General features: G+C 46.2%; 15 protein-coding genes. 12 read left to right on the top strand and 3 right to left on the bottom strand.

Annotated elements, in window-relative coordinates; genetic code table 11:
* Window positions 1-17 precede the first annotated feature (17 nt).
* The 11 genes from IE163_RS05295 (at window position 18) to IE163_RS05245 (ending at window position 11931) form a co-directional block, all read left to right on the top strand.
* Window positions 18-1403: a YcjX family GTP-binding protein gene (locus IE163_RS05295; protein WP_189430982.1), complete on the top strand. Its 1386-nt coding sequence runs from the start codon at window positions 18-20 to the stop codon at window positions 1401-1403.
* A complete protein-coding gene (locus IE163_RS05290; protein ID WP_189430979.1) occupies window positions 1400-2413 on the top strand; it encodes a TIGR01620 family protein in 1014 nt (337 codons plus the stop codon). The genes IE163_RS05295 and IE163_RS05290 overlap by 4 nt, the downstream gene beginning before the upstream one ends.
* 122 nt (window positions 2414-2535) lie before the next feature.
* Window positions 2536-3762: a trans-sulfuration enzyme family protein gene (locus IE163_RS05285; RefSeq protein WP_229833443.1), complete on the top strand. Its 1227-nt coding sequence runs from the start codon at window positions 2536-2538 to the stop codon at window positions 3760-3762.
* A 172-nt stretch (window positions 3763-3934) separates the two neighbouring features.
* The gene (phhA, locus tag IE163_RS05280) at window positions 3935-4735 is read left to right on the top strand and encodes a phenylalanine 4-monooxygenase (RefSeq protein ID WP_189430976.1); all 801 of its coding nucleotides are present in this window, start codon (window positions 3935-3937) and stop codon (window positions 4733-4735) included.
* Between the two features lie 9 nt (window positions 4736-4744).
* Window positions 4745-5083 (top strand): 4a-hydroxytetrahydrobiopterin dehydratase, encoded by a 339-nt coding sequence (locus tag IE163_RS05275; protein WP_189430973.1) that lies wholly within the window; start codon window positions 4745-4747, stop codon window positions 5081-5083.
* A 192-nt stretch (window positions 5084-5275) separates the two neighbouring features.
* On the top strand, window positions 5276-6838 hold the full coding sequence (tyrR, locus tag IE163_RS05270; RefSeq protein ID WP_189430971.1) for a transcriptional regulator TyrR: 1563 nt from the start codon (window positions 5276-5278) through the stop codon (window positions 6836-6838).
* Window positions 6839-7066: 228 nt separating this feature from the next.
* Window positions 7067-8140 carry a 4-hydroxyphenylpyruvate dioxygenase gene (gene hppD, locus IE163_RS05265; protein WP_189430969.1) on the top strand — a complete coding sequence of 358 codons (1074 nt, stop codon included), beginning with the start codon at window positions 7067-7069 and terminating at the stop codon, window positions 8138-8140.
* Window positions 8133-9266, top strand: a complete 1134-nt coding sequence (locus IE163_RS05260) for a homogentisate 1,2-dioxygenase (RefSeq protein WP_189430967.1) — start codon at window positions 8133-8135, stop codon at window positions 9264-9266. Before hppD ends, IE163_RS05260 begins: the two co-directional genes overlap by 8 nt.
* A gap of 21 nt (window positions 9267-9287) precedes the next feature.
* Window positions 9288-10307 (top strand): fumarylacetoacetate hydrolase family protein, encoded by a 1020-nt coding sequence (locus IE163_RS05255; RefSeq protein WP_189430965.1) that lies wholly within the window; start codon window positions 9288-9290, stop codon window positions 10305-10307.
* Between the two features lie 73 nt (window positions 10308-10380).
* The gene (gene maiA / locus IE163_RS05250; RefSeq protein ID WP_189430963.1) at window positions 10381-11022 is read left to right on the top strand and encodes a maleylacetoacetate isomerase; all 642 of its coding nucleotides are present in this window, start codon (window positions 10381-10383) and stop codon (window positions 11020-11022) included.
* A 48-nt stretch (window positions 11023-11070) separates the two neighbouring features.
* Window positions 11071-11931: a GAF domain-containing protein gene (locus tag IE163_RS05245; RefSeq protein WP_189430962.1), complete on the top strand. Its 861-nt coding sequence runs from the start codon at window positions 11071-11073 to the stop codon at window positions 11929-11931.
* 215 nt (window positions 11932-12146) lie between these two features.
* Here the strand turns inward: IE163_RS05245 and IE163_RS05240 are convergent, their stop codons facing one another.
* The 3 genes from IE163_RS05240 to gloB are packed head-to-tail and all read right to left on the bottom strand — an operon-like array spanning window position 12147 to window position 15086.
* Window positions 12147-12620, bottom strand: a complete 474-nt coding sequence (locus tag IE163_RS05240; RefSeq protein ID WP_189430960.1) for a hypothetical protein — start codon at window positions 12618-12620, stop codon at window positions 12147-12149.
* Between the two features lie 17 nt (window positions 12621-12637).
* On the bottom strand, window positions 12638-14251 hold the full coding sequence (locus IE163_RS05235) for a LysM peptidoglycan-binding domain-containing protein (protein ID WP_189430958.1): 1614 nt from the start codon (window positions 14249-14251) through the stop codon (window positions 12638-12640).
* A gap of 55 nt (window positions 14252-14306) precedes the next feature.
* Window positions 14307-15086, bottom strand: coding sequence for a hydroxyacylglutathione hydrolase (gene gloB / locus IE163_RS05230; RefSeq protein WP_189430956.1), 780 nt, complete (start codon window positions 15084-15086; stop codon window positions 14307-14309).
* A 38-nt stretch (window positions 15087-15124) separates the two neighbouring features.
* On the opposite strand from gloB, the gene IE163_RS05225 reads away from it, so the two are divergent.
* Entirely contained in the window at window positions 15125-15883 is a 759-nt protein-coding gene (locus IE163_RS05225; protein WP_189430955.1) for a class I SAM-dependent methyltransferase, read from the top strand.
* Window positions 15884-15930 lie beyond the last annotated feature (47 nt).

The raw sequence follows: 15930 nt of genomic DNA, 5'->3' as shown, positions 1-15930 counted from the left end.
AAGGAACTACATAAAGTATGAGCTGGTTAGACGATATACAGTATCAGGGCCGGCAACTGGGAAATCGCGCTTTGGACCGGCATATACGGCTGGGCGTGACCGGTTTAAGCGGTGCCGGTAAAACCGCTTTCATTACCTCGTTGATACACCAGTTAACTTTAGGTGATCAACCCACACACCTACCTTTTTTTTCGGTAGTGCAACAAGGACGTTATCTGGGGGGGCGTTTGGCCACGATGCAACCTTTAGCGTTACCCCGTTTTCCATATGAGCACAATTTACAATACCTGTTGCAACAGCCGCCCCAATGGCCGCCATCGACTACCGGATGGAGTCAGCTTAATTTAACCTTAAGGTATAAGCCAGGCAGTGGTATGCGGGCACGTTTGCAAAACCACAGCGAGTTGCAATTAGAGCTAGTGGACTACCCGGGTGAGTGGCTCCTGGATTTGCCAATGCTCCAACAAGATTATCAGCAGTGGTCTGAGTTTTGCTGGCAACTGTTTCGTCAACCTCATCGTCAGGCACTCAGTAAGCCTTTTGCCGAGTTATTGCAGCAAACTGATTTAAACGATATCAGCGAATTGCAGTTGCAGCACCTGACAGAGGCCTACAGTGCTTTGCTGCAACAATTTTGCGAACATGCCGGCACTTATTTACATCAGCCAGGTAGATTGTTAGTGCCGGGAGAGTTAGCTGGTGCACCTATGTTGCAACTGTTTCCTTTATTACCCGAGCAAATTGTTACTGCGAGTCCTTTGTTGCAGCGTGTAACTGCACACTATCAAAGTTATTGTAATTACGTCATTAAACCTTTTTACAAACAGCATTTTTCACGTTTAGATCGTCAAGTCGTGTTGGTAGATTGCTTATCGGCCCTGAATGCCGGACACGCTGCGATGCAAGAGCTGCAGCAAGCCTTGGGGCTGATTATGCAGAGTTTTCGCTATGGTCCAACCAGCTTGCTGGGCAGGCTGTTTAAACCTCAAATTACTAAAGTCCTTTTCGCCGCGAGTAAAGCAGATCATGTAACGCCGGAACAACATAAAGCGCTGACCTTATTGCTGCAGCAATTACTACAGCAACCGATTAAGCACAGTCATTATGCAGCAGCTCACAGCGAAGCTATGGCATTAGCAGCTATTCGGGCAAGTACTACCGGTTTTGTCGAGCAGCAAGGACAGAAATATCCCTGCATTAGTGGACGAGAGTTAGGCGCTATCGCGCCAGTGACGCTGTTTCCTGGTGATGTACCCGCCAGCTTGCCAGATGCGGCCTTGTTTCAATGTCATCCTTTTCAGTTCCCTGCGCTGGCGCCGCTTGCTCTTAGCATGCAGCAACCACTACCTCATGTGCGAATGGATCATGCACTGGAGTTTCTACTCGGAGACAAACTGCAATGAGTGAACTTAAACCGGCACAGCGTTTTGCGGCTTCGGTTCAGCCAAAAACCTCGACTGTCAATCCAAAATTGCAACAACGCCAACAGTTTGCCGACAACGCTTTTGCTGTTGATGTGGCCGTTAGTGCGACAGCAACAACAGCAAAGCGAAGTTGGATCGGGTTTTTAATGACACTGGCACTGTTGCTGCTTGTATTAATGGGCGTGTGGCAATGGGGCCAATGGCTGCAGCAAAGTTGGCAACAGAGTATTCTTTCTGCGCTCTTACCGAGTTTACTAAGTGTTGTGCTGCTGAGCTTACTGGTGATTGTGAGTTGGCGCGAGTGGCGTTTATGGCGCCGTCTTAAATTAAATCAACAATGGCAACAACAAGCAGCCCGTATTGCACAGAGCGTGCAGTTTGGAGAGGCTCGGGGATTATGTGAGGGCATTTTGCAGGTAATGCCTGAAAATAACGTCGTAGATGTCGCTGCACAATGGCGTCAGGCTGTTACCCCAGAGCATAGTGATCAAGAACAACTGCAGTTATTCGACCGCTTGGTCCTGAGTACCGTGGATAAAAAAGCCCAACAATTGATTTGGCGAGCGAGTACCGATAGCAGTCTTGCCGTGGCGATTAGTCCCTTTGCGCTAGCCGATATGGTGTTGGTTATTTGGCGGAGCAGCAGAATGTTGAGGGAGCTTGCTGAACTATATGGTGCACCCGTGGGGCAGCTACGCAGCTTAGCGATGCTAAAACGGGCATTAGCAGCCTTGTTGTGGGCTGGTGGTTCAGAATTAGCGCTGGATATGGCCGGCGATTTACTCAGTAGCGAGTTAACGGCTAGGCTTTCAGCTCGCGCAGGTCAGGGGATTATAGCTGGGTTGTTGGTGGCAAGGTTAGGCTATTTGGCGCAGCAGCAACTACGACCGTTACCGCTAAATGCCGCGCAAAAGCTTAATTTTAGCGATCTGAGTAAAGCCCTTGTTAGCCGTTTTACTGCAGCGCCAGCGACTGACAATAAAAACTGACAGTTTTTACGACTGAAATTTTTCAATATTGTGGATAGCAAGCCGTCTGGCTTGCTTCCAATTTTGTGCCTTTCTGTTAATGCTGTAGGGGAGTTATCGAGTAACCTTCTATGGTAGACATTATGACAAATAACAATAATAAACATCCTGAAACACTCTGTATTCATGCAGGTAAAACCAAACAACCTTATGGTGCGCTTAGTACACCTTTGTACCAAACTTCTACCTTCGTGTTTGATAGCGCCGAACAGGGCGCTGCGCGTTTTGCTGGCGATGAGGCTGGGTATATTTATACCCGTTTGGGGAATCCAACCACGCGAGAGTTAGAATTAAAAGTTGCCGCTTTAGAGGGGATGGCCGATGCGGCGGCCACTGCCACCGGTATGGGCGCCGTAGCGGCGTCAACTATGGCTTTCTTGCAGCACGGCGATCATCTGATCGCTTCTAATACCCTTTATGGCTGTAGCTTTGCTTTGTTTAGCCACCAATTTAGCCGATATGGCATTGAAGTCAGCTTTGTGGATATGACTGATCATGCCGCAGTATGCGCAGCTATTAAGCCCAATACCAAAATGTTGTTTGCTGAAACGCCTATTAATCCTAGTCTGGTGGTGTTGGATTTAGCATTCTTATGCGGACTTTGCCGGCAGCATGGTATCTTGTCAGTAATAGATAATACTTTTATGACTCCCTTACTGCAGCAACCCGCCCTCTTTGGTGCTGATATCGTGATTCATAGTGCTACCAAATATCTCAATGGCCATGGAGATGTGGTAGCCGGGATCATCGTATCGGATGCGGAGAAAATTAATCTCATTAAGCTAACAACGTTAAAAGATATGGGCGCGACCATAAGTCCACATGATGCTTGGTTAATCATTCGCGGTTTAAAAACTTTGGCGGTGCGTTTGCAACGCCATTGTGACAGTGCTCAGCAGGTCGCAGAGTTTTTAGCAACGCATCCAGCGGTAGCAGTAGTGCATTATCCTGGTTTACCCAGCCATCCAGGTTATCGCTTTATCGGTAAACAGATGAAAGCTGCCGGTGGCGTACTGGCGTTTGAATTAAAGGCTGATTTAGAGCAGAGCCGGCAGGTGATCAACCGCTTTAAACTGTTTAGTTTAGCGGTTAGCCTAGGGGATGCCGAGTCGCTGGTGCAGCACCCCGCCTCGATGACCCATAGTCCTTACACAGCAGCAGAGCGGGCCGCAGCAGGTATTAGTGATGGGCTAATTCGCCTGTCGGTGGGCCTGGAGCATATTGACGATATACTGGCAGATTTACAGTACGCCTTGAGTATTCTGCCTGTAACTAAACCAGAGGCCTCTGCTGGCTATATGCTGGTTTAACGCTAACTGTAACTTATACTTTACGCCTTCTACGTAGAGTTTTCGCTGCGCTGGGATTAACTCCTGGCGCACTATCAACTAGTATCCGAACCACTAAAGCCGACTCCTTTACTAGAATAATGTCGGCAGCCTTGCGGTATGTTGCCGCCTTGCTCAAAACAACAGGTAGTGTATGACTAAGACCAATAAATATGTGTCGCGTCAGTCGGATGCCAATGGTGTTATCCACTGGAGTGATGAAGAAAATCAAATATGGCATGAACTTATCACCCGCCAGCTCGGAGTGATTGACGGCAAAGCTTGTTCAGAATTTATGGTGGGCTTACAAAAACTGCAATTACCAGAAGATCGCATTCCTCAGCTGGCTGAAGTAAGCAAAGTGCTAAAAGCATGCACCGGTTGGGAATGCGCAGAAGTGCCCGCTCTGATTAGTTTTGATAAATTTTTCGAGTTACTTGCTAATAAACGTTTTCCGGTGGCGACTTTTATTCGCAGTCGCGAAGAATTTGACTATTTGCAAGAGCCAGACATTTTTCACGAAATCTTTGGCCATTGCGCCATGTTAACTCATCCCGCCTTTGCTGAGTTTACTCATGCTTATGGTAAGCTGGGATTAGCGGCCAGTAAACAAGATCGGGTGTATTTGGCACGTTTATATTGGTTTACCATAGAGTTCGGTTTGCTCAAGACGGCTGAGGGCTTACGTATTTACGGTGGTGGAATTTTATCCTCACCGGGTGAAACTCTTTATGCGTTGCAGTCTGAGGTGCCAGAGCGGCAGCCTTTTAATGCGCTTGAAGTACTAAGAACACCGTATCGTATCGATATTATGCAGCCGGTGTATTTTACGCTAAACCACATTGATGAACTATTTGACGTGGCTAAGTTGGATATGATGGCTCTAGTTGAGCAAGCGAAAGCGTTAGGCTTACATGCCCCTAAGTTTCCCCCAAAAGAACAACAAGCGAGTTAGGATAGAGTTATGACAGAGTTAACTAAAATGCAATGTGAGGCTTGTCGTGCTGATGCACCTAAGGTGTCTGATGCTGAGTTGCCAGAGCTGATGCGGCAAATACCTGATTGGACGCCGGTAGTCCGTGATGGTATTTTACAGTTAGAACGTTTATATAAATTTAAGAACTTTAAACAAGCCTGGGCCTTTCACAATAAAGTCGCAGAAATGGCCGAAGCGGAAGGGCATCACCCAGCCCTATTGTTAGAGTGGGGTAAGTTAACCGTAACCTGGTGGTCACACTCAATTAAAGGGTTACACAAGAACGACTTTATTTGTGCCGCTAAAACTGACACCCTCCTGGTTTAAGATGCGCCCTTCCCAGAAAGTTACAGCTTAACGTGCTGCAATTTTCTGGGGAGCAGCTAGACACCGCGCGTTTCACCGTTGGCTATTTGCCTCTGCTGTGTTTTGTTCATATTTGTTTACAATAACTCTGGTCTGTTAGCCGATCTATAACGTATTATGCTACATCGGTTCAGTCAAAGGTGTATAGCAGTTATGCGTTTAGAAATTCTTTGTCAAAATCGACTGGGTCTTGCTCAGGAAGTATTAAATATCCTGGTAGGTTACCAGTTGGATCTGCGTGGTATCGAGGTCGATCCCTCGTTAAATAAAATCTATGTTTCTTTTCCTACGGTTAACTTTGAACAATTTCAGGAGTTGATGGCGAAGATGCGCCGCATCAATGGCGTGGAAGATGTAAAAACTACTGCCTTTATGCCATCTGAGCGCGAGCATAATGAATTGCTGACCTTGCTTAGAACTTTGCCAGATGGTCTTATTGCCATTGATATTAAAGCTAATGTAACGGTAATTAATGATGCTGCGTTAGAAGCGCTCTCTGTCGCCAGAGAAGATATTGCTGGCCAATCTTTACAAGGTATGGTGAAGGGCTTTAATTTTTTACGCTGGCTGGAAGGCGAGGATGTGCTGGCGCAAACCCGTCGTTTTGAAATTCATAACAAGCGTTTTATCGCCGATATCCTACCTGTGCTGGTGCCGGATGAAAGCGGTAACGAGATCCTGGCTGGCGCGGTAATTAATCTTAAATCGGAAAGCCGGTTAGGTCAGCATATGATTGCCTTTAAAAAAGGCGATCAAGAAAGCTTCAACAATATTCAGGCCAGCAGTAATACCATGCGCAAAGTGGTGCGTGAGGCAAAACGTATGGCGCAGTTAGATGCTCCTATTCTGATCATGGGCGAAACGGGTACTGGCAAAGAGTTGCTCGCCAGAGCCTGCCATGCTGCCGGCAGTCGGCATACTAAACCTTTTTTAACGGTACCTTGCGCCTCTATGCCAGATAATGTCGCTGAATCTGAGTTATTTGGCTACGGGCCCAATGCTTTCCCCGGTACGGCAGAAGGAAAAAAAGGCATTTTTGAGCAAGCGAATGGTGGCACCGTCTTTTTAGATGAAGTGGGGGAGATGTCGCATCAGCTGCAAACTAAGCTGTTACGCTTTTTACAAGATGGCAGTTTTCGCCGCGTAGGTGAAGAGCAAGAGGTTCGAGTTGATGTGCGGGTGCTCTGCACCACACAAAAAGATTTGCCTACGATGGTACAAGAACACAAATTTCGGGAAGATCTATTTTACCGTTTAAATGTGCTGACGCTTAATTTGCCGCCATTACGTGAACGTAAACAAGATGTGGTGCCGCTCGCAGAATTTTTTATCGCCCGTTACGCGGCAAGGTTAGGACGCAAAGCGCCCAAACTGACCGAAAACTGCAGCCAATTTTTGCAGCAGTATCCGTGGCCCGGTAATGTGCGGCAATTAGAAAACGCCTTGTATCGGGCAGTTACCTTACTGGATGGTAACGAGCTGGATAAACACCATTTGCAGTTACCCAGTTACACCAGTGACTTTGGCTATTTAGAACAAGATTTTGATGGCACTTTGGATGAAGCTGTAAAACATTTTGAAGCCAACTTGTTACGTAAGTTGTTTCCGGCCTACCCAAGTTCGCGCCAGTTAGCGAAAAAGCTTGGTTTAAGCCATACCGCTGTTGCTAATAAGCTGCGCGATTATGGCATTAATCGCAAGAGCGTAAAAATTTAAATACGCTTTTGTGCTAAAAGCTGTACTTTTGTAAGGCCGTCAGCCAGAGCTGACGGCCTTTCTGTTTATGCTTTGCTAAAAACGCGGTTTTTGTATGGCTTCTTGTACATTTTCGTCAATCGGCTTGCTTTAGGTTGTTACTGTGACGCCTCTTCCTTTTTTATGGCGCTAGCGCATGATAATGCCCACAAAAAGCAAATTGCTTTGATAAAAGACAGGAGTAGAGCAATGACTGATCACATTAATCCATTGGGTACCGATGGTTTTGAGTTTGTAGAATATACCGCTGCCGACGCCGTGGGTATTCAGAAATTAAAAGACTTATTTTCGTCACTGGGTTTTACCGAAGTGGCAAAACACCGCTCTAAACAAGCCTGGCTGTATAAGCAGGGCGATATTAATTTTATTATTAATGCAGAGCCAAATTCCCAGGCAGAAGAATTTGCCCGCAAGCATGGCCCATCAGTTTGTGCTATGGCCTTTCGGGTAAAAGATGCCGCTGCCGCGTTATCGCATGCTTTGGCTAATGGCGCCAAAGAGTACAAGAACCAAATTGGTCCGATGGAGCTTAATATTCCAGCCGTTTATGGCATTGGTAGTAGTTTACTGTATTTTGTTGACCGCTATGGTGCCAGCTCTGTCTATGATATCGACTTTAAGTACTATGATAACTGGCAGGTTGAGATGGCTAAGCACGGTGTTGGCTTGGATGTGTTAGATCATCTTACACATAACGTCATGCGCGGTAATATGAATTTATGGTCTGGTTTTTATGAAAAAATCGGCAATTTCCGTGAAATCCGTTATTTTGACATTGAAGGTAAGTTAACGGGTCTGGTATCACGCGCCATGACAGCGCCATGTGGTAAAATTCGCATCCCTATCAATGAATCTTCAGACGATAAATCACAGATTGAAGAATTTATCCGTGAATATAATGGCGAAGGTATTCAGCATATTGCGCTTACTACCGATGATATTTATCAAACGGTACGGACCTTACGCGAGCGTGGCATGGAGTTTATGCCAACGCCAGAAACTTATTACAATAAGGTGAATGCCCGGGTAGAAGGCCACACCGAAGATTTAGAGCAGCTGCGTGAACTGCGTATTCTAATTGACGGTGCACCGATGAAAGATGGCATTTTACTGCAAATCTTTACCAAAACGGTGATTGGCCCGGTGTTCTTTGAAATTATCCAGCGTAAGGGTAACGAGGGTTTTGGTGAAGGTAACTTTAAAGCCTTGTTTGAATCTATTGAAGAAGATCAAATTCAGCGCGGAGTATTAAGCAATGCGTAAATGGGCATCGTTTCCACTGAAGGAAGGTGATGTATCACGGCAGGCTCATGCCGATTTTCCCGAGCAGGGTATTTACGAGCGGGAAGCCGGCCGTAGCGGTTTTTTTGGGCCAGCAACCCATTTCCATCACCGGCATGCCCCTACAGGGTGGAGTGATTGGCAAGGCCCGTTAAGACCACGTTTATTTGATTTTAACGCCTTAGCCGATGTCAGCACCCAGTCGCCATGGGCGGTGCCGTTGTTATTGCACAATGCCCATTGTAAATTCCGCACCTGGCGTTTAGCGGAAAAGATGACGCGGCTGGCGCGAAATGCCGATGGTGATGAACTGTTGTTTATCCATGAAGGCAGTGCTGAGCTATACTGTGATTATGGACACTTAACGCTGCGTGATGGCGATTATGTAGTGATCCCACGCTCTACCATGTGGCGTTTAGAACCTTTAGAGCCCTTGTTTGTGGTGCTAATTGAAGCCACTAATGATAGCTATCAGCTACCTGAAAAAGGTTTGGTAGGTAATCATGCTATCTTTGATCCAGCGATGCTGGACACGCCAAAAATTGATGCGGCTTTTCAGGCGCAATACAGTGAACAGACATGGCAGGTAGAAGTTAAACGGCATAATCAGGTATCGGTGATTACGTATCCTTATAATCCACTGGATGCGATCGGCTGGCATGGCGACTTAGCGGTAATGCGAATTAACTGGCGTGATATCCGACCGCTAATGAGTCACCGCTATCATTTACCTCCTTCGGCACATACTACTTTTGTGGCACAGCGTTTTGTGGTGTGTACCTTTGTGCCAAGGCCAATTGAGAGCGATCCTGGCGCGTTAAAAGTGCCGTTTTATCACAATAATGATGATTATGACGAAGTGCTGTTCTATCACGCCGGTGACTTTTTTAGCCGTGATAATATTGAAAAAGGCATGGTGACTTTTCATCCTGCAGGTTTTACGCACGGACCTCACCCGAAAGCTTTTCTGGCCGGACAAGAGTACCGGAAAAAATTTACTGATGAGGTGGCTGTAATGCTCGATACCCGCGATGCGTTGGAAGTGGGAGAAGCGGCACTGACGACCGAAAATCCGGAATATGTTAATAGCTGGCAAGTTAAAGGCTAAGTGGCCGATTAAGGAATAGCAATGAAGTTAGCAAGTTTAAAAAATCAGACCCGTGATGGTCAGCTGGTTGTCGTAAGTCGCGATCTAACGCGTTGTATCGCTATCCCGCATATCGCAAGCACCCTGCAGCAGTTGTTAGATCACTGGGCTGTGTTAGCACCGAAAGCCGCGGAGATCTACCAGGCATTAAATGCTGGCTCCGTTAACGGTGAGCAAGCCTTTAACCAGGCCGAGTGTGAGTCGCCTTTGCCACGCGCTTATCAATGGGCGGATGGCAGTGCCTATGTCAATCATGTCGAGTTGGTGCGTAAAGCCCGTAATGCCGAGATGCCAGAGACTTTCTGGACTGATCCGCTGATGTATCAGGGCGGCTCAGACGATTTTATTGGCCCACGCGATCCAATAGAGGCGATTAGTACCGAGCATGGTATTGATTTTGAGGGTGAAGTCGCAGTCATCACTGATGATGTGGCGATGGGCTGCACTGCAAAAGAGGCGTTAGGGAAAATCCGTTTGCTGATGCTGGTAAATGATGTGTCCTTGCGCGGTTTAATTCCTAACGAGCTGGCTAAAGGCTTTGGCTTTTTCCAGTCTAAACCTGCCTCAAGTTTTAGTCCGGTAGCCGTAACCCCAGAAGAGTTAGGTCAATATTGGCGTGAAGGTAAGTTACATTTGCCGTTATTATCAACCTACAATGGCGAGCTGTTTGGTAAGCCCAATGCCGGTGTTGATATGACCTTCCACTTTGGTGAGTTAGTGGCGCATGCGGCGAAAACCCGTAACCTGGGCGCTGGCGCTATTATCGGCTCAGGTACTGTGTCTAACAAGCAGGGTACGGCTTACGGTACTGCTATTGCAGAGGGTGGTGTGGGTTATAGCTGTATTGCCGAGATCCGGATGATTGAAACCATTCGTGATGGAAAACCATCAACTCGGTTTATGCAGTTTGGTGACCGCATTCGTTTAGAGATGTTGGACGAGCAAGGCCAGAGCATTTTTGGTGCTATCGAGCAGCAGGTAGTAGAGTACAGAAAAAAATAGCGTTACCATTGTGACTCAATGTTAACACTTGCCCGCAGCGGCTTAGCTGCGGGCTGTTTTTTGGAGCTAGCTTATGAAACTCTATAGTTACTGGCGTTCATCTGCCGCTTATCGGGTGCGAATAGCGCTGCATTTGAAGCAGCTTGGCTTTGAAACCATACCCGTGCATCTGTTGCAGGATGGCGGACAGCAACATCATGCAGATTATCAATTACTCAACCCGGCGCAGTTGTTGCCAGTATTGCAGGATGATAACCTGAGCTTAAACCAGTCATTAGCGATTATTGAATATTTGGAAGAAGTATACCCTGAGCCTGCGCTGTTACCGACAGATGCTAAGGGCCGGGCAGAGGTTAGAGCTTTGGCCTTAGATATTGCGTGTGATATTCATCCTTTAAACAATTTACGGGTACTGCAATATCTTACTGGACCATTAGCGCTTAATGAGCAGCAGAAATTAGCCTGGATCCAGCATTGGTTAACAATAGGTTTTACTGCTTTAGAGCAGCGCCTTTCTCTTACGTGCGGCGAATATTGCTATGGTAACCAAATTTCGCTAGCGGATGTCTGTTTGGTACCACAGGTTTATAATGCTTTGCGTTTTAACTTAGATATGCAAAGCTATCCGCACATTCATCGCATTTATCAACATTGTCAGCAGTTAGCTGCCTTTGCCTTGGCTGCACCTGAGCAGCAGCCAGACGCCATGATTTAGCAGAATGCTTTTTGCTTTCTATCGCCCTATATTGTCGGATGTAACAGGATGTCTAAAATCGACTATTTTCAATGGTGGCGCCAAGCTCCTTTTGCTTGTGCTTTATTTCGTAGTCCTCAGGAGCAGCCTGAGCAAGCGGAATTTGTCGCGGCTAACGCGGTTTTTAAAGTAGTCACTGGTTTAAGCTCTGAGCAATTGCAATTATGCCAAGCAGAGGATTTTAATCGGCGTGCGGTATATTATTCGGTCAATACTTCCCTTAGTTATCAGGTGCAAAGTTATGCGCCTGATATTGGTCTGCTGTTGATTACCTTACATCAAATACCTAATGTGAACATGTCGGTATTTAGAGCCGATTCCGCGATGGACACCCAATCACTTACCGCATTGATGCTAGATATTGCTCAGCGTTTTATCGGCATAGAAAATGATGAGTTACCTGTGTTACTTAATCAGACTTTGGCCCAGTTGGGTTCAGCTGTAGCGGCTGATAGGGTATATATCTTTGATTATGATTTTAACAAACAAACGTGTTCTAATACCTTTGAATGGTGCGCTAATGGCATTGTCCCGGAGATTAATAATTTGCAGCAGGTGCCGTTAACCGCAATACCGCAATGGGTGAATGCGCATCAACGAGGTGGCGAGATGTATATCCCTGATGTGCCGTCGTTGCCTCACGGCGACGCGTTAAAACAACTGTTACAACCGCAGGGTATTAAGAGCTTGTTGGCTTTGCCGATTTTAGCGGATACAGAGTTATTTGGATTCGTAGGTTTTGATTCTGTAAAGCAACATCATTACTATAGTGAACATCAGAGACTGTTATTAGGGGTATTTTCGCGCATGTTGGTCAAGATAAAGCAACAATATAGGTTTGAAAGTGCGATTCCCCAAACGCTGGCTTAACCGCTTGTTATGTTATTGTGGTATCTTTGGTTTGGTTTTTCAGTTTACCGCAGCCATACATGCCTATTGGCATGATATCCCGTTGACTAACTTTTGGTTTTTACTGTTAGCTCCGCTGCTCTGTTTGGCGTCTGGCCTTATTCCGGCGTTACAACCCCAAAAAGAATAGATCAATTATTCAGGATGAAGATGGCTTCACCGCAGTTTATGTGGTGCTAGCGGCGTGGTTTAAACATGCCGCGTATTTCTATATCAACAATACCGCTTGGCTCTAATTTAAAATTAATTTGCGCCGGTCCTCGACCAAAGAAATAGGTTTCATCACCAAATTGCAGTATAAACTTACCTCGAGCAGCGGTTGCTTGCTGATCCTGTTTAAGGATTATTTTATAGTCTGCAATGGTTAATACAAACGCCTGTAAAGGTTGGTCAGTGAAGTCGGTCACCCAAACTTCACGATCATGTTGCAGTATTAGCGATAACGCATATTTTTGTGGTGGCGCTGCGACACGAGCGCTCTGAGAGCCAACTTGAAACAGATAGTTACCTGCTTCCCGGGTTAATGCCAGCGAAAACTTTTGAGTGCGCTGCTCCCCATTAACATAGTGCAGTGCAACTTCCCCTTCATAATTAAAAGTTGCCTGGCTGCAAAAGCTAACTAATAATAGGGCCAACACCAGAAATCTCATGGCGAACCTCTAAATGATCAAACTGCGGTTGCAGCAACCAATAATGTTAGCTGCTGGCCCGGCTGCAGATAACGCTCAGGGCTAATATTATTCCACTTGATGATATCGTCAACGCTTACGCTAAAACGCTGAGCGATTTTAGCCAGCGAGTCCCCAGACCTGACACGGTAATTTACGGTACGGGTTTTCAACTGAGCATATTGAGCTTGGTTACTCTGTATAATTTGTAACACTTGGCCTTCATTTAATATAGCGTTACTGGCAAGCTTATTCCAGTTGCGTAACTGTGCTACGGTGACATCATATTTGCGACTTAGATCCCATAGCGTGTCACCGCGCTGTACTATGTACTCTGTTTGAGTTGAACTTTCTGCTGGACCTATATTTTGTAAATCTGGCCCAGCTGACTGTTCGTCACTGCCGCTGGCTCGCGGAATAAGCAGGGTTTGGCCAATACGAATAGTATTGCCGCTCAGTTTATTCAGGTTAGTCAAGGCGCTAACTGTGGTTTGATAACGTTTGGCAATGGCGCCTAAGGTATCACCACTCTTAACCTGATAGGGTTGCCATTGCATAAGCTGTTCTAGCGGTGTCTGCGCAAGCTTACTATTAAAGGTATCAACCTGCTCTATGGGTAAGACCAAATGATGTGGGCCATCTGGAGCGGTTGCCCATTGGTTAAAGCCAGGATTTAAGGCCTGTAAATCAGCCAAACTTATTTCTGCCAGATCAGCGGCGATACTTAAATCCAGCTGTTTACCTACTTCAACAACAGCTATTTTGGGTTCGTTAGCGATAAATTTCCAAACAATTTGAAACTCTTCAGGTCGAGCCAGGATATCGACCAATGCCAACAGTTTTGGTACATAGGCAGTGGTTTCAGCAGGTAAATCTAAAGACCAAAAATCTGTGGGTAAACGGCGCTTTTTGTTGGCCTGAATGGCCCGCATAATGCGTCCTTCACCGGCGTTATAGGCAGCGATAGCATTTAGCCAGTCGTGTTCCAGCGTATTATAAAGGTATTGTAAATAGTCTAATGCCGCTTGTGTAGATTGAATTACATCCTTACGTCCGTCGTACCAACTGTTTTGTTTTAAACCAAACCGCTTACCCGTTGTGGGCATAAACTGCCACATCCCTGCTGCTCTTGCCGGAGAATAGGCGGAGGGATCAAAAGCACTTTCAATAATAGGGAGTAAAGCCAACTCTAATGGCATTGCTCGCTTTTCCAGCTCTTGTACAATGTAGTAAAGGAACGGCTGGGCTCTGCCTGAAATTCGATCCAGGTAGTTTTGATTATCAGCGTAGAAGTTGCGCTGCTCTACGATAGCGCGGGTTTGTGGCACATTAAAACTCAGCTGTGTTTGGATGCGTTGCCAGAGATCTTCGAGTTCAGTGGCATCTAATAATTGCTCTTCACTTAAGCCCGATGACCATAATCTATCGGCTATAGATTCAGCTGACGCTGTATTACGATGGAAATCTTCAGAGGCTTTTTTGTTTTTATAACCGCTATTTTGCGGAGCCGAGTTCGCTGTTACAGTGTTGGTGTTATCAGAGTCAGACCCTGTCGTGCTGACACAGCCGGTTAACAGTGCCAGCAATACTACGGCAGAGATTCTTACAGTCATAACGGGTTTCCAGATTTAAAAAAAATATATTACCTGTCTGACAGCTCAATGCAAGTCAGGATTTAAATTGATCTTTGGCCATCCTTAGGTAAGCAAATAGCGACTGTGCCGAGTTTTGATTATGTTTCAGCTGTAAGTCTTTGTTATTGCATCGTAAAAAAGGGTTAACTTTTTTCTCAAGTCCAATATTTGAGGGCAGGGTTGGCTTAAAGTTCTGGCGTTTTACCTGGCACTGCTGTTGATAATACTGCAAGTCCAGATTATCAGGTTCAATACTAAGGGCAAAGCGTAAATTAGCTAAGGTGTATTCGTGAGTACAGTAAACCTCTGTAGTCTCAGGTAAGCTAATAAGTCTTTGTAAAGATTGATACATTTTTATGGCGCTTTCGCTAAATTCGCCTTCCAGCAACCTACCACAGCCTGCGCTAAATAGCGTATCACCACAAAACAAAACGGGCGCTGAATAAAAAGCAATATGTCCGGCGGTATGTCCCGGTATCGCTATTACCTGAAATTGCTGCTTGAGTTGCGGCAAAACGACTATTGCACCGTCACCTACCGTTTCGGTTAAGGCTGGAATTCTAGCGTGTTCAGCTGTCGGACCAATGATTCGTAGCTCGGGCCACTGCTGTTTTAACTGCATCAGCCCCCCTGTGTGATCGGCATGGTGATGAGTGATCAAAACTGCCAATAGTTTTTTTTCATTTTGAATTAAATAGTCGTTAACCACGCTGGCATCGCCAGGATCAACGACCACACACCAGGGGGTATCTGACTGACTTAGCACCCAGATATAGTTATCCTGAAAAGCGGGGAGTGGGATAATCGTTGTCATTTTGTTATCCTGAAAAAAAGTCGAGGCAGAACCTTAACATGAAACCAGCACTACGTGAAAATCATCCCGCTGCTCCCGCAGGCTGGCAGGCATTTCGTCAGGGGGAGGCACTGGCGGTGGCAATTAGCCAGCAGTTGGATCCTTGGTGGCAGCAGATTTTCGGCTACTACTTATTAAAAGTAGGCAATTTAAGTAGCCAGCTTGATACCCAGGCGGCCCGTTTGCGCCATCAAGTCACTCTAGGCGACGTAGCTTCTTTAGCACAGATCGTTGCCGACGCAGATGCTCTGCCCATTGCGGCAGCCAGCGTTGATGCCGTGTTACTAAGTCATTGTCTGGAATTTCAGGTTGACCCTCACCATGTTATTCGTGAAGCGCATCGAGTACTTATTGGTGATGGTTATTTGTTACTAACAGGTTTTAACCCATACAGTGTGTCAGGCCTTTGTCGGCATATCCCCTGGTTAAAACAAGACTTTCCCTGGCAGGGACATTTTTTTAGTGCTTCCCGCATCAAAGACTGGTTACATCTGATTGGTTTTGAAGTTCTTAGTGAAGAGCGATTTTTTTGTAGCGCCCTATTAGCAGCAGAGCATAAGCAAGGACGCTGGCAGCGTTTTAGTGAACGCTATTTAAGGTATTTTGCTTCCAGTTACTTACTCGTTGCCAGAAAGCGTGAGCTGCCATTAACACCGATCAGGCCGAAATGGCAGGTACAAAGCCGCTTTAGTGCAACTCAGGGGATTAGTGCCAGGGAAGGGGTGCAGCGTAAACCTATCGATCCTGGTTCTACGTAAAATAACAGGGTGCTGTCTCAAATGCTGGCGCAAGTTGCCAGTGAGAT

This window comes from Alishewanella longhuensis (genome assembly GCF_014653435.1).
Classification (GTDB): Bacteria; Pseudomonadota; Gammaproteobacteria; order Enterobacterales; family Alteromonadaceae; genus Alishewanella; species Alishewanella longhuensis.
Note: the sequence above shows the minus strand (reverse complement) of the source record. Positions and strands in the feature narration are given on the sequence as shown.